The 19,427-nt window shown below is 68.6% G+C and carries 20 protein-coding genes; 12 read left to right on the plus strand and 8 right to left on the minus strand.

Going from position 1 to position 19,427, the window contains the following annotated elements; all coding sequences use genetic code 11:
* Nucleotides 1–43: 43 nt before the first annotated feature.
* On the minus strand, nucleotides 44–3,304 hold the full coding sequence (locus QZ483_RS06125; RefSeq protein WP_297082108.1) for a carbohydrate-binding protein: 3,261 nt from the start codon (nucleotides 3,302–3,304) through the stop codon (nucleotides 44–46).
* A 521-nt stretch (nucleotides 3,305–3,825) separates the two neighbouring features.
* On the opposite strand from QZ483_RS06125, the gene QZ483_RS06130 reads away from it, so the two are divergent.
* The 3 genes from QZ483_RS06130 to QZ483_RS06140 all read left to right on the plus strand — a co-directional run bounded on the left by QZ483_RS06130 (nucleotide 3,826) and on the right by QZ483_RS06140 (nucleotide 5,849).
* On the plus strand, nucleotides 3,826–5,121 hold the full coding sequence (locus QZ483_RS06130; protein ID WP_297082109.1) for an NAD(P)/FAD-dependent oxidoreductase: 1,296 nt from the start codon (nucleotides 3,826–3,828) through the stop codon (nucleotides 5,119–5,121).
* Nucleotides 5,122–5,265: 144 nt separating this feature from the next.
* Nucleotides 5,266–5,544, plus strand: coding sequence for a type II toxin-antitoxin system RelE/ParE family toxin (locus QZ483_RS06135; RefSeq protein ID WP_297082110.1), 279 nt, complete (start codon nucleotides 5,266–5,268; stop codon nucleotides 5,542–5,544).
* Nucleotides 5,544–5,849, plus strand: coding sequence for a HigA family addiction module antitoxin (locus tag QZ483_RS06140; protein WP_297082111.1), 306 nt, complete (start codon nucleotides 5,544–5,546; stop codon nucleotides 5,847–5,849). Before QZ483_RS06135 ends, QZ483_RS06140 begins: the two co-directional genes overlap by 1 nt.
* 12 nt (nucleotides 5,850–5,861) lie before the next feature.
* On the opposite strand, the gene QZ483_RS06145 is transcribed toward QZ483_RS06140, so the two are convergent.
* Nucleotides 5,862–6,536: an SDR family oxidoreductase gene (locus QZ483_RS06145; RefSeq protein WP_297082112.1), complete on the minus strand. Its 675-nt coding sequence runs from the start codon at nucleotides 6,534–6,536 to the stop codon at nucleotides 5,862–5,864.
* Nucleotides 6,537–6,658: 122 nt separating this feature from the next.
* On the opposite strand from QZ483_RS06145, the gene QZ483_RS06150 reads away from it, so the two are divergent.
* Together QZ483_RS06150 and QZ483_RS06155 are read left to right on the plus strand one after the other, a co-directional pair.
* Nucleotides 6,659–7,519 carry an SDR family oxidoreductase gene (locus QZ483_RS06150; protein WP_297082113.1) on the plus strand — a complete coding sequence of 287 codons (861 nt, stop codon included), beginning with the start codon at nucleotides 6,659–6,661 and terminating at the stop codon, nucleotides 7,517–7,519.
* A 66-nt stretch (nucleotides 7,520–7,585) separates the two neighbouring features.
* Complete coding sequence (locus QZ483_RS06155; protein WP_297082114.1) at nucleotides 7,586–7,804, plus strand: type II toxin-antitoxin system VapB family antitoxin; 219 nt, start codon at nucleotides 7,586–7,588, stop codon at nucleotides 7,802–7,804.
* Between the two features lie 9 nt (nucleotides 7,805–7,813).
* Here the strand turns inward: QZ483_RS06155 and QZ483_RS06160 are convergent, their stop codons facing one another.
* Entirely contained in the window at nucleotides 7,814–9,076 is a 1,263-nt protein-coding gene (locus QZ483_RS06160) for a DUF2254 domain-containing protein (protein WP_297082115.1), read from the minus strand.
* A gap of 102 nt (nucleotides 9,077–9,178) precedes the next feature.
* On the opposite strand from QZ483_RS06160, the gene QZ483_RS06165 reads away from it, so the two are divergent.
* Together QZ483_RS06165 and QZ483_RS06170 are read left to right on the plus strand one after the other, a co-directional pair.
* The gene (locus tag QZ483_RS06165) at nucleotides 9,179–9,865 is read left to right on the plus strand and encodes a hypothetical protein (protein WP_297082116.1); all 687 of its coding nucleotides are present in this window, start codon (nucleotides 9,179–9,181) and stop codon (nucleotides 9,863–9,865) included.
* Between the two features lie 78 nt (nucleotides 9,866–9,943).
* Nucleotides 9,944–10,537, plus strand: a complete 594-nt coding sequence (locus QZ483_RS06170) for a short chain dehydrogenase (protein WP_297082117.1) — start codon at nucleotides 9,944–9,946, stop codon at nucleotides 10,535–10,537.
* 82 nt (nucleotides 10,538–10,619) lie between these two features.
* On the opposite strand, the gene QZ483_RS06175 is transcribed toward QZ483_RS06170, so the two are convergent.
* Entirely contained in the window at nucleotides 10,620–11,246 is a 627-nt protein-coding gene (locus QZ483_RS06175; protein ID WP_297082118.1) for a nucleoside/nucleotide kinase family protein, read from the minus strand.
* 132 nt (nucleotides 11,247–11,378) lie between these two features.
* On the opposite strand from QZ483_RS06175, the gene QZ483_RS06180 reads away from it, so the two are divergent.
* The 4 genes from QZ483_RS06180 to QZ483_RS06195 all read left to right on the plus strand — a co-directional run bounded on the left by QZ483_RS06180 (nucleotide 11,379) and on the right by QZ483_RS06195 (nucleotide 14,868).
* Nucleotides 11,379–12,782 (plus strand): MFS transporter, encoded by a 1,404-nt coding sequence (locus tag QZ483_RS06180; protein ID WP_297082119.1) that lies wholly within the window; start codon nucleotides 11,379–11,381, stop codon nucleotides 12,780–12,782.
* A 94-nt stretch (nucleotides 12,783–12,876) separates the two neighbouring features.
* Complete coding sequence (locus QZ483_RS06185) at nucleotides 12,877–13,464, plus strand: DUF6318 family protein (RefSeq protein WP_297082120.1); 588 nt, start codon at nucleotides 12,877–12,879, stop codon at nucleotides 13,462–13,464.
* Nucleotides 13,461–14,513, plus strand: coding sequence for a hypothetical protein (locus QZ483_RS06190; RefSeq protein WP_297082121.1), 1,053 nt, complete (start codon nucleotides 13,461–13,463; stop codon nucleotides 14,511–14,513). The genes QZ483_RS06185 and QZ483_RS06190 overlap by 4 nt, the downstream gene beginning before the upstream one ends.
* Before the next feature lie 103 nt (nucleotides 14,514–14,616).
* Entirely contained in the window at nucleotides 14,617–14,868 is a 252-nt protein-coding gene (locus QZ483_RS06195) for a TM2 domain-containing protein (protein WP_297082122.1), read from the plus strand.
* 12 nt (nucleotides 14,869–14,880) lie between these two features.
* Here the strand turns inward: QZ483_RS06195 and QZ483_RS06200 are convergent, their stop codons facing one another.
* The 4 genes from QZ483_RS06200 to crtI are packed head-to-tail and all read right to left on the minus strand — an operon-like array spanning nucleotide 14,881 to nucleotide 18,831.
* On the minus strand, nucleotides 14,881–15,420 hold the full coding sequence (locus QZ483_RS06200) for a GNAT family N-acetyltransferase (protein WP_297082123.1): 540 nt from the start codon (nucleotides 15,418–15,420) through the stop codon (nucleotides 14,881–14,883).
* Nucleotides 15,395–15,814: a ribonuclease E inhibitor RraB gene (locus QZ483_RS06205; RefSeq protein WP_297082124.1), complete on the minus strand. Its 420-nt coding sequence runs from the start codon at nucleotides 15,812–15,814 to the stop codon at nucleotides 15,395–15,397. Before QZ483_RS06205 ends, QZ483_RS06200 begins: the two co-directional genes overlap by 26 nt.
* A gap of 9 nt (nucleotides 15,815–15,823) precedes the next feature.
* Nucleotides 15,824–17,293 (minus strand): carotenoid oxygenase family protein, encoded by a 1,470-nt coding sequence (locus QZ483_RS06210; RefSeq protein WP_297082125.1) that lies wholly within the window; start codon nucleotides 17,291–17,293, stop codon nucleotides 15,824–15,826.
* Nucleotides 17,290–18,831: a phytoene desaturase family protein gene (gene crtI, locus QZ483_RS06215; protein ID WP_297082126.1), complete on the minus strand. Its 1,542-nt coding sequence runs from the start codon at nucleotides 18,829–18,831 to the stop codon at nucleotides 17,290–17,292. The genes QZ483_RS06210 and crtI overlap by 4 nt, the downstream gene beginning before the upstream one ends.
* A gap of 135 nt (nucleotides 18,832–18,966) precedes the next feature.
* Here crtI and QZ483_RS06220 point away from each other — a divergent pair.
* Nucleotides 18,967–19,427, plus strand: a 461-nt coding sequence (locus QZ483_RS06220) for an arginine deiminase family protein (RefSeq protein ID WP_297082127.1), incomplete at its 3' end; no start/stop codon positions are given.

A 19,427-nucleotide genomic window follows, 5' to 3' on the forward strand; every position in this document is an offset into this window, starting at 1 on the left:
CCTTTGACAAGGAGGGCGCCGCCCGACTCACGTCGAGGGGGCGCTACTCCACGAGCTCCCACGGCCCGTACTGCGCACCCGGGGCGTTGTTGCGGGTCCACCACTTGGCCTCGTATACATGACCGTCATAGGTGACCTGATCACCCGTGTTGTAGACGGTCGTGGACGTCCACGCCCCCGGTGCACCGTCGGCACCGGGCTCGGCCACCTGCTCCCAGGGGCCGTTCGGGTCTCCGGGCTCCTGGTTGCGGCTGTACCACTGCGCCTCCCAGGTCGCGCCGTCGAACGTGACCACGTCGCCTGCACGGAAGATGCGAGACGCCGTCCACACGGCTGTCCCATCCTCGCCGACGGCGATCTCTTGCCAGGCCCCGTTGGGGTCGCCGGGCTCTTGGCCCGAGGTGGTCCAGGCGGCCCGGTAGAGCGAGCCCTCGAAGATCACCTCATCGTCCTTGCCGAACTGGACGGCGCCCGTCCATGCAGGACGCAGCCCCTCCGTGGTCGTGATCGCGAGCGCCAGCTGCAGCGCCGCCGCGACCATGGCATCAGCCTGGTGCGCCGAGATCTTCCCCGAGCTGGCGAAGCCCTCGACTTGGCCCACGAAGTCCTCTGTGAGCACCGCGGCCGCCTCGGTGGCCTTGCCCTTGCTGACCAGCCTCACCACCGAGTCGAGTTTCTTGTTCAGTGCGTTGGTCTGGCCCTTGTTGAGGGCCGAACCGTCGACACTGTCGCGCAGCCCGGCGAGCTCGGCATCGAAACCGGCGAAGTACCAGCCGTCGAAGCCGCCAATGCCCTGGTCGCCACCGGTGATGCCGTTGTAGCCACCCCAGTAGTAGTCGTACGGCGACTGGGTCTGACCGTTGGACACCTCGAGGGCGTAGGGATCGGTCGCGAGATGAGCGGCCTCGGAGTCAGACAGCGTGCTCGTGCCGTAGAGGAAGTCACTGAGGTACTTGCCCTCCACCGCGGAGCCGGCCGCGCCGTGCGGATCTCCCGACGACACGTAGTCGCCGCTGTTGAACTTCACGAAGTCACTGCCGTCCACACCAAGGTTGTCGTAGACGCTCTTGGCGATCTGCAGGCTCATGTTGTCCGTGGTCGAGCCGTCGTTGTAGTCGTTGAGGTTGGTGTCGATGATGATCGCCCGGTCGGGAGCGAGCGTCGCCACCAGCGACGATTGGTCGAAGGGCAGGCGCGAGTAGTTCCCGTACCCGTAGGACCCGTCCTCGTGGCTGTACATGTGTCCGTCGTCCATGAAGTGACGGAACAGCTCAGTCTCGCGGACGCGGTTGTGGCGGTAGCTGTTGCCCGGACCCTCCGTGCCGTGAGCGACGATGTCCTCGGCACCCGGGTTGTAGTAGTCGGTGCCGGAGAAGTCGTACTCCTGCCCCTGGGCGTTGTAGCGCCAGTTGGCGGGCCCGGTCGCGCCGGCGCCGCCGGCGATCACGGCCTTGACCCGGTCGTCATACACCGCAGCCACGAACGCGTTCTTGCCGCCGATCGAGAATCCCTTGGTGACGGCGCGCTGAGGATCGATCTTCGCGTCGAGAGCCGCGTTCTCCTCGACTGCCATCTGCAGGGCATCGAGGTAGACCGAGACAGCCGTCGCATTCGCCATGAGGATGCTCGTGTCGCCCGACGTGCTGTTCCGCTCGTACGGGAACAGCGTGTAGAACGTGATCGGGAACTGGAACGGGCCGAACGCCAGGACGGACCGGTCCGTGCCCCACACGTAGGGGTTCGATCGAACGTCGAACGCCCACGTCGGGAACCCCACGGATGCGATGCCGTCGCCCGTGAAGTTGGTGCCGAACCCGATCGCGGCCTTCTGGTCGCCTGGAACGGAGGCGGGCAGGGTGACATTGATGTCCACGTCGACAGGCTCGCCGCCGGTGTAGTTCGTGTTCGTCGGAATCACCCGAGCGGTCACCGATGCATTGCCCGTGCCGTCGTAGGAGTTCGACAGCAGCTCGATGGTGTAGTCCTCGCCCAGCTGCGGCTTGTACCCGTACTCATAGAACTGTGCGAGGTCGAGGATCTCCTGACGTCGCTGCTCCCACTCGGCGAGCGTCGTCACCATCCCGTCGGTCCCCTTCGAGGAGTCGAAGAACTCCAGAACGTTCGGGAGCGTCTGCTCCTGCGGCAGGTCTGCAGGATCGGGGAACGTGGTGTCGCCCCAGCGCAGCGCCTGGTACGCGTCCACGACCTCCTGCACCGCAGCCTCCTTCTGGGCTCGAGTCGCGGACTCGTCGTCGCGGATGGTCTCGTAGGCGGCCTTCGCGGCCACCATGCGGGAAGCCGATGCGGGCGTCCAGACCGCGCTGTCGTCGCCGTCGTCGTCCGGGCCGGTGCCGTTTCCGGAACCGCCGGGGTTGGACGCCGAGTCCCAATAGCGGATGGTCTCGTCCGCACGCCACCCGCTGTAGGCGGCCGTGTCGGATGCTCCCTTTCCAGCGAGCGTCACGACGCCCCAGTCGCGATTGCGCACCCGCTCGCCGTTGGGCAGGTTCGAGCTGCCTTCGCGACCAGCGAACGCCTCGGTCTTGCTCCAATACGAGAAGGAGTGGTCCTGGTCGAAGACGCCAAGCTCCAGGCCCACCTGGGTGCCGTTGTCGAGCACCCGGTCACCCTCGTCGCCCCAGCCTTCCATCTGGAGCGCGATCTCGTAGGTGTAGTTCACGCCGTCGCCCTCGACGTAGCCGGACGACGCGAAGTCGCTCAGACGGGTCGAGTAGTCCTGGTTGCGGGGGTCGAAGAAGGACCCGAGCGATGGGATGCCTGTGTTGGTGAAAGTGGCGACGCTCTCGACTTCAGGGTTAGCGCCCAGGAAGAGCACGCCCTGCGTGTCTGTCTCGAGGCCCCACTGGTCGTTGAAGACGTCCATGAACAAGAAGAGCCCGTCGGACTGCGGGGTGTAGCTGGCGCTGTTCCAGGTAGGAGCCGCCGAGTCGGACTGCGTCGCGTCCCCGGTGACCTCCACCAGCACGTACAGCATCGGGCCGTCCCACAGCAGACGCATGGAGCCGCCGGCCGTGGCATCGGGCGCGTCGCCGGTCATATTGGCCGCGAAACTGTTCGCGACGGGGTACTCCTCCGCCTGGTCCCAGGCCGCGTCGCGGATGCCATCGACCTCGAGAGTCTCCGAGGTGAATGTCGCGTCGGCCTGAGCGCGCGTCGCTTCGACCTTGTAGCTTCGGTTGTCGCCGGCGCCGTCGGGGGTGAACCTCTCGAGCACGTTGGTGTTGTTCACATCAGACTTGTCACCCGGTTGGTCGTAGGGATAGGTGTCGGCATCGTCGGCCATGGCCGCGGGCGCGACTAGGACCCCGACGAGGGAAAGCGATACGAGCGCTGTAGTAAGGCGCACTGAGTTCGTCATTGAATACTCCGTGTCTGACCCCCGTTGGGGGTCGTCAACGCCAGCGCACACCACAGCAGCGGGGCGCGGGCGCAGGGATGCGTGGGCAGAGTAGAGCGCGTCACGTCCCGCCCATGAACGCGCGGCAGTGCGACTCCGGTCTCGCAACGGAGTCAGCGGTCGCGAACACGTCGCATCGTGTTCGTTTCAATAGTGGGTGGAGGGGCCGCAAAGCGGTCACCAAAGAGCGCGAATTGCGGGCAGATCACAGCGACGCGACACTGCGTCTGACCTGCACAATGGACACTTCGTACACAACGAAGTCAGGGTGCACACCCGAGAGCGGCCATGCCGAGATCGTCGGTGAGAAACCGCTTTCACGAAAGTACCATTTGCACGATTCAGTGTCAAGAGATCGGCCCTCCCCTACGATGGGCACCACTCTCACCGCTGAGACAAGGAGCCGCATGCCCGCGACGCCCGCCCCCGACACGCTGATCGTCGGCGCCGGACCGGCCGGCCTGGCCGCCGCCCGCGCCCTGCGCGACCACGACCTCCCCTACACCCACGTCGAGCGCCACAGCGGCGCCGGAGGTCTGTGGGACATCGACAACCCCGGCTCACCGATGTACGAGTCCGCGCACTTCATCAGTTCGAAGACCCTGTCCGGGTTCACGGGCTTTCCCATGCCGGACGACTACCCCGACTATCCGCGCCATGACCAGGTCCTCGCCTACCTGCGCAGCTTCGCGGACCACTACGAACTCACCGAGCGCATCGGCTTCGACACCGCCGTCGAGTCCGTCACCCGAGCCGAGGACGGCACCTTCACCGCCACCTACGCCGACGGCAACACCTCCACCCACGCGCACGTGATCGCCGCCACCGGCGTCCAGTGGGACCCCAACGTCATCGAGATCCCCGGCTACACCGGCAAGGTGCGCCACAGTGTGACCTACCGCGACGCGAGCGAGTTCGAGGGGCGGCGAGTGCTGGTGATCGGCGCGGGCAACTCGGGCTGCGACATCGCGTGCGACGCCGCCATCGCCGCTGACGAGGCGGCGATCTCCCTGCGCCGCGGCTACTGGTTCATCCCCAAGCACGTGTTCGGGATGCCCTCGGACGTCTTCGCGGACAACGGCCCGTCCATGCCGATGCCCGTCGAGCAGGCGGTGTTCGGCCGCCTGCTGCGCTTGATCGTCGGCGACCTCACCCGCCTGGGCCTCCAGGCGCCCGACCACAAGGTCTTCGAGACCCACCCGATCCTCAACGACCAGTTGCTCCACCACCTGCGCCATGGCGACATCGCCGCGAAGCCAGCCGTCGCATCGGCCGACGGCACTACCGTCACCTTCACCGACGGCACCTCCGGCGACTACGACCTGATCATCCTGGCGACCGGCTACCACCACACGGTGCCGTACGCACAGCAACTGTTCGGCGCCGAGCAGCACCCCGACCTGTACCTGACCGCCTTCGCGCGCACGCCCGGGCTCTACGGCGTGGGCTTCGTGGAGACCAACGCGGGCGCATACCGGCACATGGAAGAGCTCGCCGCGATGGTCGCCTCGCACATCTGGGACCGCGAGCACCGGCCCGCGCAATGGGAGCGCTTCGAGCGGCACATCGAGCGCGACCGGCCGGACCTCACGGGCGGCATCACCTTCGTCGACTCGCCGCGCCACGAGGGCTACGTCGACTCTGCGACGCTTCACCGGTACTGCCACATGGTCGCCGGACGCATGGGCTGGGAGCTGCCGTAGTTCGGTGTCCGACCCACGGCCCATGCACGGTGTCAGACGCTTCCGCGATCATGACGCCATGAGTCCCCCAGACCTGGCCCCGCCCGCGACAGAGTTGCCGCGTGCGTACTTGTTGCGCGTTGCGCAACACGCTACGCTAGTGGCGTGATCAGGTCCTTCCGTCACAAGGGCCTGCGCACGCTGTACGAATCGGGCCGCACCGCGGGCATCCAGCCGCAGCACGCGAAGCGCCTACGGCTGCAACTCGGTCTGCTGGATGCCGCCAAGGAGGTCAGTGACATGGACAAGCCCGGCTTCCGACTGCACCGACTCAAGGGAAAGCAGGCCCGCCGCTGGTCGATCACCGTGAGCGGCAACTGGAGAATGACGTTCGAGTTCACCGCCGGAGACGCGTACGTCGTGGACTACGAGGACTACCACTGATGGACACACCGATGCGGATGCACAACCCGCCTCACCCGGGAGAGATCATCACGGAGATCTACCTCGCCGAGCTCGGGATGAGCGGGCGCGGGCTCGCTCAGCGCTTGGGGGTCGCGGCGTCGACTCTGGCGCGCGTGACCAACGGCTCGAGTCGGGTCAGCCCTGAGATGGCCTTGCGACTGTCCAAGGTGCTCGGAGGCAGCGCCGAGAGTTGGCTCGCGCTTCAGGACGCCCACGACCTGTGGACGGCCCGTCAGACCATCGATCTCAGTCAGGTGGTACCGCTGGAGGCGTCTCCCGCCTGACGCCGAGCCGAACTACTCGCGCCCCTCATCCAGCGGGATCAGCATCTCGCGGAAGTCGCCGTCGCTGGCCTGCAGATCCCAGATGCGGTCCGCGACACCCACGACGCCGCCCTCGATCTGCAGCTTGGGGATCGCGCCAGGGATGACCATCTGGCTCACCCGGATGGGCTCGTCCGCGAGCGCCTCATGGAGCATCTCGCCGTACGCGGACTCGGCCGGGAACGCAACCGAGGTGCCGGCGAAGCCGTGCCGCGCCTTCACCGAGGTGCCGCCGTTGATGAGGATGATCGACCCGCCGCCCGCCTCGCGCATGCCCGGCAACACGGCGCGCACAGCGTGGATGAGCCCCAGCGCGGAGAAGCGCAGCGACTCGAGTGCGAGCTCCGGCGTCAGGTCCAGCACAGGCTTGAGGTAGTCGCGCGACGGCAGCGGCGAGTACTGCAGCGCGGTGATGTGTCCCAGCGCTTCTGCCGCGCTAGCCAGCGCGGACTCGAGCGACTGGCCGTCGCGCACATCGGCCGCAAAGCCCTGCGCCGTGATGCCGTCCTCGCCCAACTCCGCGGCGAGCGCATCCAACTTGGCCTGATCCCGCGCGATCAGCGCGATGTCAAAGCCCTCGCGCGCGAACCTCCGCGCGACGGCTCCGCCCAGATTGGGGCCGGCTCCGACGATCGCCATGGTGGGCATGCGCAACTCCTTTGTTCTGGGGGGACTCCTTGCAGGCTAACGCGCCGGCGGCGGGTGCTCATTCCGCTCACACGCGCCCACCTCTAGCATCGGTCCCATCCGCTCACCGCTGAGGAGGTCCCGTGGGGTACGAGGCTGCAGGCAAGGTCGTGGTCGTCACCGGAGGCGGCGGGGGCATCGGCGGCGAGTTCGCGCACCAGGTCGCCGCGCGGGGCGCGACGCTGGTCCTGGTAGACCTGAGGACCGATGCGGCCGCGGCTACCGTCGCCGAACTCCCGGGCGAGGGGCACAGCGTGGTGACGGGCGACCTGACCTCACGCGCGGACGTCGAGCGCGTGCTGGACGAGATCCAGGCCGCCCACGGGCGCATCGACGTGCTGGTCAACTCGATGGGCATGACCAGCGCCGAGCGGTTCGACGAGCGCTCCGTCGAGTCCATCGACCGCGAGCTCACCGTGAACCTCAACGCTCCCCTGATGCTCACGCGCCTCGCGATCCCGCTGCTGCGCGCCGCGCCGGACCCGCGCGTCATCACCGTGGTCTCGCTGGGCGCGATCTTCCCCCTCGGCGAGACCCCCATCTACACGGCATCCAAGTACGGCCTGCGCGGCGCGATGCTGTCGATCGCGCTGGATCTGCGCGACAAGGGCATCACGGTGAGCTCGGTGCTGCCGTCCGCGACCGACACCCGCATGCTGCGGCAGGAGGCCCTCGACGGCGGCAACGCGTTCCAGTTCCAGGACCCGCCGCAGACCCCCGAGCGCGTCGCCCGGTGCATGGTGAAGCTGCTCGACAAGCCCCGGCTCGAGGCCTACCCCAAGCCCTCCGAGTCCTGGCTGGTGCGGACCGTGATGGTCTCGCCGAACATCCTGCCGCGGGTCATGCCGCTGTTCCGCGGCAAGGGCGAGCGCGGCCAGGCCAAGTACATCCGCGAGCTGCGCGACCGCGGCCTTGTGACGGAGGACGGCGAACTCGTCGAGTAGGCCGCGCGACCCGAATCATCCTCGGGAAGCATCGCCCCGGCGCACTCGCGGACGTAGAATCGAGGCATGACGCTGCACATCGAGAACGAGGACACCGAGAAGGCGGTCCACGATCTCGCGCTGCGCCTGGGCGTCGACGACGAGACCGCGATCCGCGCGGCGATCCACGAGACGCTCGAGGCGCTCGAGGAGGGCACGTCGTACGCTCAGCGCCGCAACGCGCGCGTGCGCCTGCGCTCCCTGCTGGACCGGGCAGCCCCGGATGTCATCGCCTCAACCGGCTGACGCTACGCCTCACTCCCCCGCGCGCACCTTCCGCGCCGACGCGGCGGCCTCGCGCACCAGTTCCTGATCCCCCGCATCGTCCAGCCCGGCGATCGCACGCCGCTCCGCGCGCTCCGAGGCCGAGCGCAGCTCGACAGCCTCCTCGCAGCTCGCCAGGGCGAGCAGGTGACCGATGACCCGCTGCACCCGCCTCCCGATCTCCACCAGACCCGCCCCGTCGCGCGCGACCGGCCGGAGCCCGTCCTCGATGAGGTCGGCGAAGGCCACGGCAGGCACGTGCACCCGCGAGAACTCGACATCCTCGTCGCGCTCGGCCGTCATCATCGCGGACATGACGCGCTCGATCGCGTTGAGCGCCTCGATGGCCGTGCCCGGGTCGTTGGTCGACGGCGACAGCGCCCGCGAACCGATCTCGGCGAGCGCGACGAACCCCAGACGCGGGTCCTGCTCGTAGGTCCGGTGCTTCTCGACGCGGAAGCAGGCCGCGACGTCATCGAGCGCCTCGTCACCCGTGCCGCCACCCTCAACCCACGCCAGCACCCCGCCCTGCCCCACCGTGACACCAGGCGTGGCGACTACGTGGACCACCGCATCGGCCGCATCGGCTACCTGCTGCAGCTCATCCATGATGATGCCCGTCACCGCGCCCGGCTTCTCCGCGGCCACCTCGCGCGCGCCGGCGGGCAACTCGACGGGCGCGACTCCGCCCAGGTGGGGCCGTCGCGCCGCCTCACAGCCCGCTTCGGTGGCGGCACTCTCGACGCGGTCGAGGACGTCGGGCACCCGCCCGAAGCCCGTGAGGTGGTGGATCCAGCGCAGCAGCGTCACGACCACCACCGCGATCACCACAATCGTGCCCAGGAACAGGATCGACTTCGCCTGCTCGGTGATCGCCCCGACGGACAGCGCGATGATCCCGACGATCGCGAACACGAACGACCCCAGGAACGTGGACAGCGCGTTCTGGGACGTCGGATCCGCGATGAGCAGTTGCGTCGCGCGGGGCGTCGTGCCGCGCGCGGCCGCCGCATACGCGGAGATCATCGCGGTCAGCGAGAACGTGGTCACCGCCAGCATGCTCGTACCCAAAATGCTCAGAATGCTGCTGACGGATTCCTGCCCGAAGTCGAACGTGAGCGAGTCGCCGAAGGCGGGACCCACCACCCACGCCAGCACCACCAGCAGCAGCGCCCCCGCGGTGAACAGCGCGAGCCGCAGCCAGATCTGCTCGCGCAGACGGGTCCAGAACATGCGCCACTGCTGTGCGTTCACGATCGCTCCTCCGGTGTCTGCCTCGATTGTGCCTCGCACCTCGCGCTACGGCGCGCAGAAGCGGCCGGGAGTAGCCTGACGGAAACTGCCCTGGGAGAACCCGTGACCGACTCACCGTCCTTCACCGAACGCGCCCGCGAGCACGTCGCCGCGACCGCCGAGTCGTGGTCCACCGCCCGCGCCGCGCTGGACGCCGAGCCCGCTCCCGCCACCGCAACCTGGGCCGCGGCACCGGAGCACTCCGACGAGGCGATCCGCAAGGCCACCGGCGCCGGCTGGGACGAGTGGGTCGCGCGCATCGACGCGGGTCCCGGCCGCGCCGCCACCCACACCGAGATCGCTGCGTGGGTGAACGCGAATTCGGACATCGGCGGGTGGTGGTCCCAGGGCGTCACCGTGGGATACGAGCGCATCACCGGCATGCGCCTGCCCGGCCAGAGGCCCGACGGCACCTTCACCCTCTCCCGGACACGCACCTTCGCCGTGGCGCCGGACCACCTGCGCGCACTGCTCGAGGACGAGGGCTCGCTCACGGCTCTCCTTCCCGCCGCACAGGTGACCCGGACCTCCAAGGCAGGCGTGAAGGCTCCGCGCTACGCGCTCGAGGATGCGGCCGATGCGGCGGGCACCTCTCTCGGCACGCTCCAGCTGGGGTTCGATCCGGCCCCGAAGGGTGCGAAGCTCACCGTCACGCACGAGAAGCTCCCGAGCTTTGGGGCGACCGAGCCGTGGAAGGACTTCTGGGCTGCCTGGCTCGATGCGGTGGGAGCCGCACTGACGGATTCCTGACCGAGTCCTGACCCGGGAATGAATCACGGCGCGCGAGCGTCACCCCGGTCGCAGCACCACCACCTCAGGGAGAGACGCATGCGCGCACTGATCATCGGCGGCACCGGAACGCTCGGCACGGCCGCGCAGGCCGCGCTCGAGCCCACCTACGAGACCGTCGTCGCGTCACGCTCCACGGACCCGTCCGTCGACATCACCGACGAGGCCTCGATCGAGGCGCTGTTCGAGACCGTGGGCGAGGTGGACGCCGTGGTGGTCGCGGCCGGCGCGGTGCCCTTCAAGCGGCTCACGGCACTCACGTCCGAGGACTACACGTCCGCGTTCACCGGCAAGGTGCTGTCGCAGCTCAACGTGGTGCGCATCGGACTCCCGTACGTCACTGACGGCGGCTCCTTCACGCTGACGTCGGGCATCCTCAGCCGTGAGCCCATCGCCGCGAGCGCGGCCGCCGCGATGGCCAACGGCGCCCTCGAGTCCTACGTGATGGCTGCTGCGCCCGAGCTGCCGCGCGGCATCCGCATCAACGTGGTGAGCCCCTCGGTGCTCGAGTCCTCGACCCGGCACCACGCGGCGTTCCCCGGCTTCACCCCAGTCGCGGACGAAGCCGTGGGGCAGGCCTACCTGCGCTCCGTCGCCGGAGCCCGCACGGGCCGCACACTGCCGCTCGACTGACCCCCGCGCGCAGCTCCCCCGGTACCTGAGCGCGCCATGAGTCGCTCAGTGCCGGACAGGAGGCTAGCGCGTCTCCGAGGGGTCACTGAGTGCCGGACGACACGAGCACGTCGGCGCGGGCGCGCGTGGCGGCGATGAGGTCCGCGTTGACCTGATCCGACCCCAGCGCAAAGGCCCGCGCATCCTCCGGCGACCGCCCGTGGCGCTCATGCCTAGCGATCAGACGCTCGAGTCTGAGTGACTCGGGAACCTCCACGTACCAGGCCTCGTCCAGCAGAGGCTTCACCTGAGACCACGGCTCGGAGTCGACCAGCAGGTAGTTGCCCTCGACGATCACGAGCGGCGCCTCGCGCGGTACCGGAATCGCGCCGGCGATGGGCTCCTCGAGGTCGCGATCAAACGCAGGCGCGTAGGTCACGGGCTCCTGCGCCGCGCGCAGCCGCGCGAGCAACGCCACGAACCCCGCGCCGTCGAACGTGTCGATGGCGCCCTTGCGGCTAGCGCGGCCGAGCCGTTCGAGTTCGGCCTGAGCGAGGTGGAAGCCGTCCATCGGCACCACCACCGCCCGGTCGGGACCCAGGGCCGTCGCCAGCGCCGATGCGAGCGTCGATTTCCCCGCCCCCGGCGCACCGGCGATGCCGAGGATCCGCCGTCCACCCGCATCCGCGAGCGCACGAGCGCGCTCCACTGCCTCGTCGAACCCGATCACGCGGCCATCATGCCAGCGCGCGCACGACACTCAGCGACTCATGGGAGACGCTCGGCCCGCGAGACCGACACTGAGCTGCTCGTGGCGCGCTCCAGCCGGACCCAGCCCGCGCATCGGCCCTAGCCTGAAGGGGTGTCCTCCCCCGCATCGTCCCCGAGCGGCCCGCCCGGAGTCACCGACGTTCCGCGCGAGCAGCGGCTGATCCTGTGGATCGCGATCCTCGCGTCCTTCGTGTCGTTCCTCGACGGCACGGTAGTGAACGTCGCGCTGCCGGCGATCGTCGACGAACTCGGCGGCGGCATCACGACCCAGCAGTGGACCGTCGACGCGTACCTCATCACGCTGGGCGCCTTCATCCTGGTCGCGGGCAACGTCTCCGACACCTACGGGCGCATCCGGGTGATCCGGTGGGGTCTGATCGCGTTCGGGGTGACGTCGGTGGCGATCGCGCTGGCGCCAACCGCTGGCTTCCTCATCGGGGCCCGGCTGCTGCAGGGAGTCGCCGGAGCGCTGCTCGTGCCGAGCTCGCTCGCCCTGATCACGTCAAACTTCTCGGGTCGCGCGCAGGCGAAGGCGATCGGGACGTGGACCGGCCTGACGTCGGGCGCGATGGTCGCCGGGCCGATCATCGGCGGGCTGTTCGTGGACCTCGCGTCCTGGCGGCTCGTGTTCCTCATCAACGTGCTGCCCATCGCCGTCACGCTGTGGCTCCTCATGCGCCTCGAGCAGCGCGACGTGCGCCACCCCGACGCGAGCGTGGACTACCTGGGTGCGCTGCTGTGCGTGGTGGGGCTCGGCGGCACGGTGTTCGGCCTGATCGAGCAGCCCAACCTGGGCTGGGCCGATGCGATGGTCTGGGTTCCCGGCACTGTGGGAGTTCTCGCATTGGCGGGTTTCCTGGGGCGGCAGGCGACGGCCAGGGCGCCGATGCTGCCGCTCAGTCTGTTCCGCATCCGCAACTTCGGCTGGGGCAACCTGGCGACCTGGCTGATCTACGGGGCCCTCGCGCTGAACGGATTCGTGATCGCCGTGTACCTGCAGGAGCAGGCGGGGCAGACCGCGACGGCGGCCGGGATCGCGATCCTGCCCATCACGATCATCATGATCCTGGGGTCGTCGAAGGTGGGAGCGCTGGCCGGTCGCTTCGGGCCGCGAATCTTCATGACCGTGGGGCCGCTCATCATGGCGGCCGGTGCGCTGATGATGCTGTGGGTCGGTGAGGACTACTCGTATTGGACGCAACTGCTTCCCGGGGTGGTCGTGTTCGGCATCGGGCTGACGCTCATGGTGTCGCCGCTCACAGCGGCGATCCTGGGCGCGGTCGATCCTGCACGCGCGGGCATCACCTCCGCAACGAACAACGCGATCTCCCGCATCGCGGGGCTCGTGGCGGTGGCGTCGATCGGTGCGATCGTGGGCGGCACGCTGGATCTGAACGGATTCCACCGGGCGATGGTCGCGACCGCAGCGCTGATGGCAGCTGGCGGCATTGTGGCCTGGGTGGGCATCCGCAATCCGGCGCCGGCGCGGGACTGACCCCTCTCCACAGGTCCCCCCGAGGGGTCTGGCCGGTTTCCTGTTTGCCCGCTAGGGTCGCCGCATTACTCGACGCGGGTGGGGCGTGGGAGCCATGGTCGTCGCATCGACCCTGGTGTTCGCGGGGTGCACCGGCGACCCCGAGCCGGAGCCCACGCCTGCGACGCCCACGCCCGCCGAGACCGTCGAACCGTCACCGACTCCCACACCCACTCCCAGCCCGTCCACTACGGCGCTGACCGACGAGGAGATCATCGCGGCGCTGCCGCCAGACGCGCGTGCGGAGAACTTCGGCGGCGCACAGGCGTTTGCCACCTACTTCCTTGAGAACTACATCGTTCTCCTCGAGGACCAACCGACTGTATTCACCGGGCTGACTGTTGTCGGCTGCACGTTCTGCGAATCCGTTGAAAGGTACTACCGGGACGCATCGAAAGCGGGTGAAGTCGTTGAGGGCGGAAGCGTCAGCGTCGTCAGCGAGCAAGCATCCGGAGGCCTGGACCAAGCCACTGGGCGATGGACCGTGACCGTTGATGTGGAGGTCGCACCGCTTGCGCGCTACACGGCCGATGGCGAGGAGGTCGGTACAAGCGACGGTGGACCCGGTCGTTCGACCCTCGAACTCGTCTTTGACGAGCACTGGAGCGTGGTCGACGTAGGTTCCGAGGCCGCGACTTCGTGAAAGTGATGCGGGTGCTCTGTGCAGCCATGGCCTTGCTTGCAGCCATGAGCGTTTCGCCTGCCGTTTGGGCCGCCGACGCGTGCGTCGACGGCGCCGAGCAAGACCTGTTTGCGGCAACGTGCGCATCGCAAGTCGAGGTCGGGGGAAACGCATTCGCCAACCCAGAAGATGGCGGTCTGGCTGAGCCTGCCTCGTCGGAACCCGCTGACCGATATCAGCGCCACCCGATCTGCGCCGAGTGGTTCGGCGACGCAGGCTCCGAGAGCCAGTTGTCACAGGAGTGGCCAGGCGACATCCCCGATTGCGTCGCCGAACTGATCGTTGCCGACACCATGTGCCCGCCGGCGTCGTCGACCATTGACCCCCTGTGGGTCTCGCGAGCCAACGCCGACGGCACCTACGGGCCTTGGCAACAACTCACCGGCTACGAGTGCACCGCCAGCCCGCTCCCGGCAGCCATCGCGGCCGCCTGGCAGCAGATGACCATCGACCCCTCGACGTTCACTCTCGCCCCCGACCAGGGTTGGGCGATCGCCAGTTGGGGCGTCGCGCCCAGCATCGACGAATCCACCCAGCAGCAGGACGTCGTCATCCTGGGCTTCGACGTCATCCTGCGTGCCACCCCGGCCGAGTTCGCCTGGACCACCGACGACGGCACCGGCCCCACGACCGCCCCCACCACCGACGGACCCGCCGGCGAGACCATCACGTTCGCCCGGCGCGAGCACCGCGCGCAGCTCTCGGTCACCACGACCTGGAACGGCCACTACAGCCTCGACGGCGGCGCAACCTGGACGCCCGCGCCCGGCACCGCCACGACCACGACGACGCAGTCGCTCCACGTATTCAACCCGCGCGCGCACCTCGTCAACTGCGATCTCGACGGCAACTGCGCAGACGGCAACAGCGCGCCCGCGCACCCCTTCACAGTGACGGACCCCGATGCTGACGGCATCGACAACCACACCATCCCCGACGCCGATATCGACGCTTACCTGGCCACCCGTGAAGCCGGGCGCCAGTGGTCGAGCTCAGCCCGCATCGGCTGACCCGACCCACCCATCGCATTGACACTGACCCCGACGCGAATCAGGGTCGGGATCCCCCTCCCGAGCGACGCCAACCGCGCGCGCCCAGACGTACGCTGAACCCATGAGCACCTACGCCGTCCCGCCCCAGCCGGTCTACGCGGCCTACCCGCCCAAGTCGCTGGCGCTCGCCTACGTGCTGTGGTTCTTCCTGGGCCTCTTCGGCGTCCAGCACTTCTACCTCGGCAAGATCGGCCGCGGCATCCTCTACCTGCTGACCGGCGGAATCCTCACCATCGGCTGGTGGGTGGACCTCTTCACGCTGCCCGCGCAGGTGCGCCAGGTGAATGCGCAGCGCGCCGTCGGCATCCGTTGACGGAGCCGCAGCTCACGAACGCGGCAGCACCCACACATTGAGCGTGAGACGCTCGCCCCGGAACTCCTCCTCGAGCGTCGTGGCGAGCGAGAAGCCCGCAGTCCGGCACAGCGCGTTCGAGGCCTCGTTGTCGACTGACGGGCACGCCATGACGTCGCGCCCGTCGCCGCACGCGGCGATGTCAGATAGAACCAACGCGACCGCCCGGGTCGCCACGCCGCGGCCCTGAGCCTCGGGCAGCACGGACCATCCCAGCTCGTAGCACTCGCCGCTCTCCCACGAGGACTCCCACCACCCGATGGAGCCCAGGGATCGTCCCGCGGCGTCGACCACCGCGAACATCCGCGGCATCCCCACGTCCCAGCCGCGCAGGTAGCGCTCGTGGCGATGGGCGAGCTGCGCACCGGTCTCAGCAGCGACCAGGTACTCCGTCATCTCCGGCGTGTTGATCGCATGCAGCAGCGCGAGGTCGACGTCGGTCCAGCGGCGCAGCCGCACGTCGGGAGCCGCGTCCTGAAACCTCGGGTCAGTCCTCGAAGAGTGGCTCGACACCCCACTCCTCCTTCTCCTCGGGCGTGAACATCGCGATCCAACCCTCGTACTCGCCTCCGTGCTCGGCGGCGATGCGCTCGGCGAGGTCGACGGTCTCGCGCAGGAAGTCCGGCACCAGCGGCTCACCGCGGCCGTAGATGAGGATCGACCACTCGTCCACGCCGTGGCTGGGAGCGACCAGCTCGCCGCGGACGCGCGCCTCTCCCAGCGCCTTCGCCGCCGCGCGCGCCGGGTCCTCCTTCGCGAACGAGATCGAGAACTCGGAGTCGCGAGGCGCATCGGCCGCACCTCCGCGCTCGATGAAGGCGGAAAGCTGCTCGGCGTCGGCAGCCCACAGGTCGTGAGGCTCGACGCGCTTGCGCTTGCCGCCGGTGAGCTTGTCGAGAAGACCCATGAGGCAACGCTAAACCTGATCTGGCGGCACGGATGCCGCGGAGGTCCCGACATCCCCGAAGAACTGCCCGTGATAGCCCAGCAGCACCGGATGCGGCAGCTGCGCACGCGCGACCTCGGTGAACGTCTGTGCGTCGAGCACGAGCAGGAAGGATGTGCCGCGGGCGCCTTCGAGCACCACGGACAGCACCACGCCGTCATCCTCGGCGTCGCGACCGGGCCTTCCCACGAAGACGCCCTCGCCCGGGTAGCAGCCGCCCTCCTTCCACATGGACGTCTCCCGCGAGCGCGTGTCGATCTTCACGAGCTGGTCGTAGAACCCGCGCTCGCCCGTGAGCGACACCCCGTAGACGCAGTGGTGGTCCGGCCGCGTGTTCATGCGGGCGTAGTCCAGGCTGGGCAGTTCGATGGGGGTCTCGGACAGCGTCTCCACCTCCACGGGCGAATCGCCGGAGTCCACCAGCGGCACGCGAAACCGCCGCAGGGTGCCCGCGGGGATGGAGGAGTCCGGCTCCTCGAGTCGATGCAGGTAGAACGCCTCGATCACGGACGCGTCGTCGTAGCCCACGATGTCCACGACCACGTCCCCGCCGTCGTCGAAGGCGTTGACGTGATGGAACCCGAAGAACGCCTCGGTCGTCACCGACCGGACCCGCGCACCGGTCTCGCGGTCGAACACGTGGAACCGCGCTCCGAGCTCCGGCTTCCAGCGGAAGTTCTCGATGTACGGCTTCAGCCACAGCAGGAGCGACAGCGGGTTCACGACGAGCGGGTACTCGACCACGATGAGGTAGCGCTCGGACATCCCGAACGAGTGGATGTAGCTGGGTTCGCCCACCCGCTTGGTGGCGAGGTCGCGCGCGCGTGGATGGTCCGGATCCGACGTGTCCACGTGCCGGAGCACGTAAGTCGACGAGGCCCCGAACCGTGTGACCAGGTTGATCGCCTCCTGGCGCGAATCGTCGATCTGCGGGTGCACCGTGGTCATGCGACCAAAGTCCGACCGGTCCCACCGCGTGACGCCCACCGTCTCGAGTGTCTCCGGATCGAAGCGCACCTGAATGGGAGTCTCCGCGAGCGCCAGGAACCGGTCCGCGATGCGCGCGATGTTCACCTTGGCGCTGTCCGTGACCTGCGGGTCGAAGACGGCCATGGCCCGCGCAAAGAGCGACCGGCAAGGATCCGTCGCGAACTCGGAGTACGCGATCCGGCCCTCGTCGCGTGCGGCCGCATAGGCGCGAGTCTCGAGGAAACGATTGGCGTAGGAGACCTTGCCGCCGGCGAACGTGAAGCGGTGCAGCATCGCCAGACCGTCGAACCAGTGGCGATAGCGCTGCTCGCCCACCTGGAAGCTTCCGGGCCCGTTGCGCAGCAGTGAGCCCTCGAGCCACTCTGGCAGAACTCCCGTCACGGGGACGTCCTCGATCGCGGTCTCGGGAGAGTCCGCCAGCCCGTGGCGCACGTAGTCGGGAACTGTCACGCGGGCACCGTCTCCCCGCGATGCGCTGCGGCCCGCTTCTCGATGAGCTCTGCCGCGATCTTGCCGGAGGCGAGCACGGCTGGCACCCCGGCGCCCGGATGGGTGCCGGCGCCCACCAGATAGACCCCCGACACTCCGCGCACCTGGTTGTGCGGGCGGAACCATCCCGACTGCAGCAGGGTTGGCTGCGACGAGAACGCGGCGCCGTACGGAGTGTTGAGGGTGTCGCGGAAGTGGTCGGGCCCGATCGCATGCTCGACCACCAGGTGCTCGCGGAGGCCCGGCAAGCGCCCCTCGCGGTCCAGTGCATCCAGCACCGCCTCGCGCACCACGCTCGCCTCCGCGGACGAGTCGACGCCCCGGCCTGCAGGTGGCACCGCCACGAGGACGTAGAGCCCCTCGCATCCCGGGGGCGCGACCGTCGGGTCAGTCCGCGTGGGCACGTGCACATACAGGAACAGATCCTCGGGCCGCGCGCCGTCCACTCCCCCCAGGGTTCGCCGGCGCGTGCGCGGGAAGCGGAACACCCGCCCCAGCGCACGCCGCGAGTCACGTGCGAGAAGCATGTTGTGGTGCGCCAGCTGCGTGTCCGGCCAGATGCGATCGGCGCCCATGTAGAGGACGTGCAGCGACATGCTGGGCTTGGCGAACGCCGCCTGCAGCCGCCCCGCGGCAGCCTGCGGGGCATCCGCGAGCAGGGTGCCGTAGGTGTAGCCGGGGTCCGCGTTGGACACCACCACGTCCGCCGCGATCTCCTCGCCGCCCGCGAGTCGCACCCCGCGAGCGCGACCGTGCTCGACCAGCACGCGCTCGACGTCTGCGTCGCAGCGAATGGTCCCTCCCAGCCGGCCCAGCAGGGCTCCCAGCGCCGTGACGAGCGCGCCGGTGCCGCCGATCGCGTAGTGCACGCCCCACCGGCGCTCGAACTCCACGATCAGCGCGTACAGCGACGGCGTGTGCGACGGATGCCCGCCGATGAGCAGCGGGTGAAACGCGAGCGCGTCGCGCAGGAACCCGTCGCGGACCGAGGAATTGACGAGGTGCTGGACCCCCAGCATCGCGCGATGCTGAACCAGGTACGGCAGCATCCGCAGCATGACGGACAGCCGCATCATCGGCCGCTCGGTATAGGGATAGAAAGCATCGAAGATGCGGCCGATGCGGTGGTGCAGTCGCTCGAAGCCGTCGCGGTCCGCAGGGCTGCGGCGTGCGACCTCGTCCGCGAACGCCGCATGATCCGCGTGGAAGTCGAAGGTGTCGCCGTGCTCGTCGAACGCCCGGTAGAACGGGTCGATCGGGACCAGCGTGACGTGATCCTCGAGGCTCTCACCCGCGAGCGCGAACAACTCTTCGAGCATGAACGGCGCCGTGAGGACGGTGGGACCGCCGTCGAAGCGGAATCCGTCGAGCTCGTACTGGTAGGCCCTGCCGCCGATGCGGTCGCGTTTCTCCAGGACCGTCACGTCGTGCCCCGCTGCGGCAAGGCGAATTGCCGCGGCGAGGCCACCGAATCCGCTGCCCACCACGAGGGCTCTCATGACGTCACTGTAAGCACGGTCCTCTCTCGCGGCTAGGGCCGCCGCTGTGCGGACATCGAGGAAGGGGCCCGGGAGGCGCCGATGCGCGGGTCGCGTTGGTAGGTTCAGACCAGGGCCGCTGACAGGGAGTGACGCATGGACGAGACGCTCATCGACACGGTGCCGAGTTCGTTCGGTGCGTACTCCGAGGTGGGCCGCCTGCGCAAGGTGCTGGTGTGCTCCCCCGGCCTTGCTCACAACCGCCTCACCCCGTCCAACGCGGAGGCTCTGCTGTTCGACGACGTCATGTGGGTGGAGAACGCCCGCCGCGACCACGCCGAGTTCGTGCAGCTCATGGAGGGCCGCGATATCGAGGTGCTTGCCGCCTTGCCGCAGCGGAACCGGAATGTAACCCCGCTGGTGATAATCGATCGCTGCCTCAATCACGGCTTCAAAGTCTCATCGGAAATTCGCTTCCGCGGTAAGTTGCACATACAGGCTGCAGGCTCAAACCAAATCGCTGATATTTCGGGCTTTTGCGAATTCGCGATTATGGCCGAGAGTACGCATCACCGTTACACGGCGCCGCATACGGTGAACCATCACGGCCCGACCTT

This window comes from uncultured Demequina sp. (assembly GCF_913055775.1).
Lineage (GTDB): Bacteria > Actinomycetota > Actinomycetes > Actinomycetales > Demequinaceae > Demequina.

Excerpts from the sequence above, each read along its gene's own strand:
- QZ483_RS06125 (WP_297082108.1), bottom strand. The coding sequence starts at position 3,304 with ATGGCCGACGATGCCGACACCTATCCCTACGACCAACCGGGTGACAAG.
- QZ483_RS06130 (WP_297082109.1), top strand. The coding sequence starts at position 3,826 with ATGCCCGCGACGCCCGCCCCCGACACGCTGATCGTCGGCGCCGGACCG.
- QZ483_RS06140 (WP_297082111.1), top strand. The coding sequence starts at position 5,544 with ATGGACACACCGATGCGGATGCACAACCCGCCTCACCCGGGAGAGATC.
- QZ483_RS06145 (WP_297082112.1), bottom strand. The coding sequence starts at position 6,536 with ATGCCCACCATGGCGATCGTCGGAGCCGGCCCCAATCTGGGCGGAGCC.
- QZ483_RS06155 (WP_297082114.1), top strand. The coding sequence starts at position 7,586 with ATGACGCTGCACATCGAGAACGAGGACACCGAGAAGGCGGTCCACGAT.
- QZ483_RS06170 (WP_297082117.1), top strand. The coding sequence starts at position 9,944 with ATGCGCGCACTGATCATCGGCGGCACCGGAACGCTCGGCACGGCCGCG.
- QZ483_RS06185 (WP_297082120.1), top strand. The coding sequence starts at position 12,877 with ATGGTCGTCGCATCGACCCTGGTGTTCGCGGGGTGCACCGGCGACCCC.
- QZ483_RS06195 (WP_297082122.1), top strand. The coding sequence starts at position 14,617 with ATGAGCACCTACGCCGTCCCGCCCCAGCCGGTCTACGCGGCCTACCCG.
- QZ483_RS06205 (WP_297082124.1), bottom strand. The coding sequence starts at position 15,814 with ATGGGTCTTCTCGACAAGCTCACCGGCGGCAAGCGCAAGCGCGTCGAG.
- crtI (WP_297082126.1), bottom strand. The coding sequence starts at position 18,831 with ATGAGAGCCCTCGTGGTGGGCAGCGGATTCGGTGGCCTCGCCGCGGCA.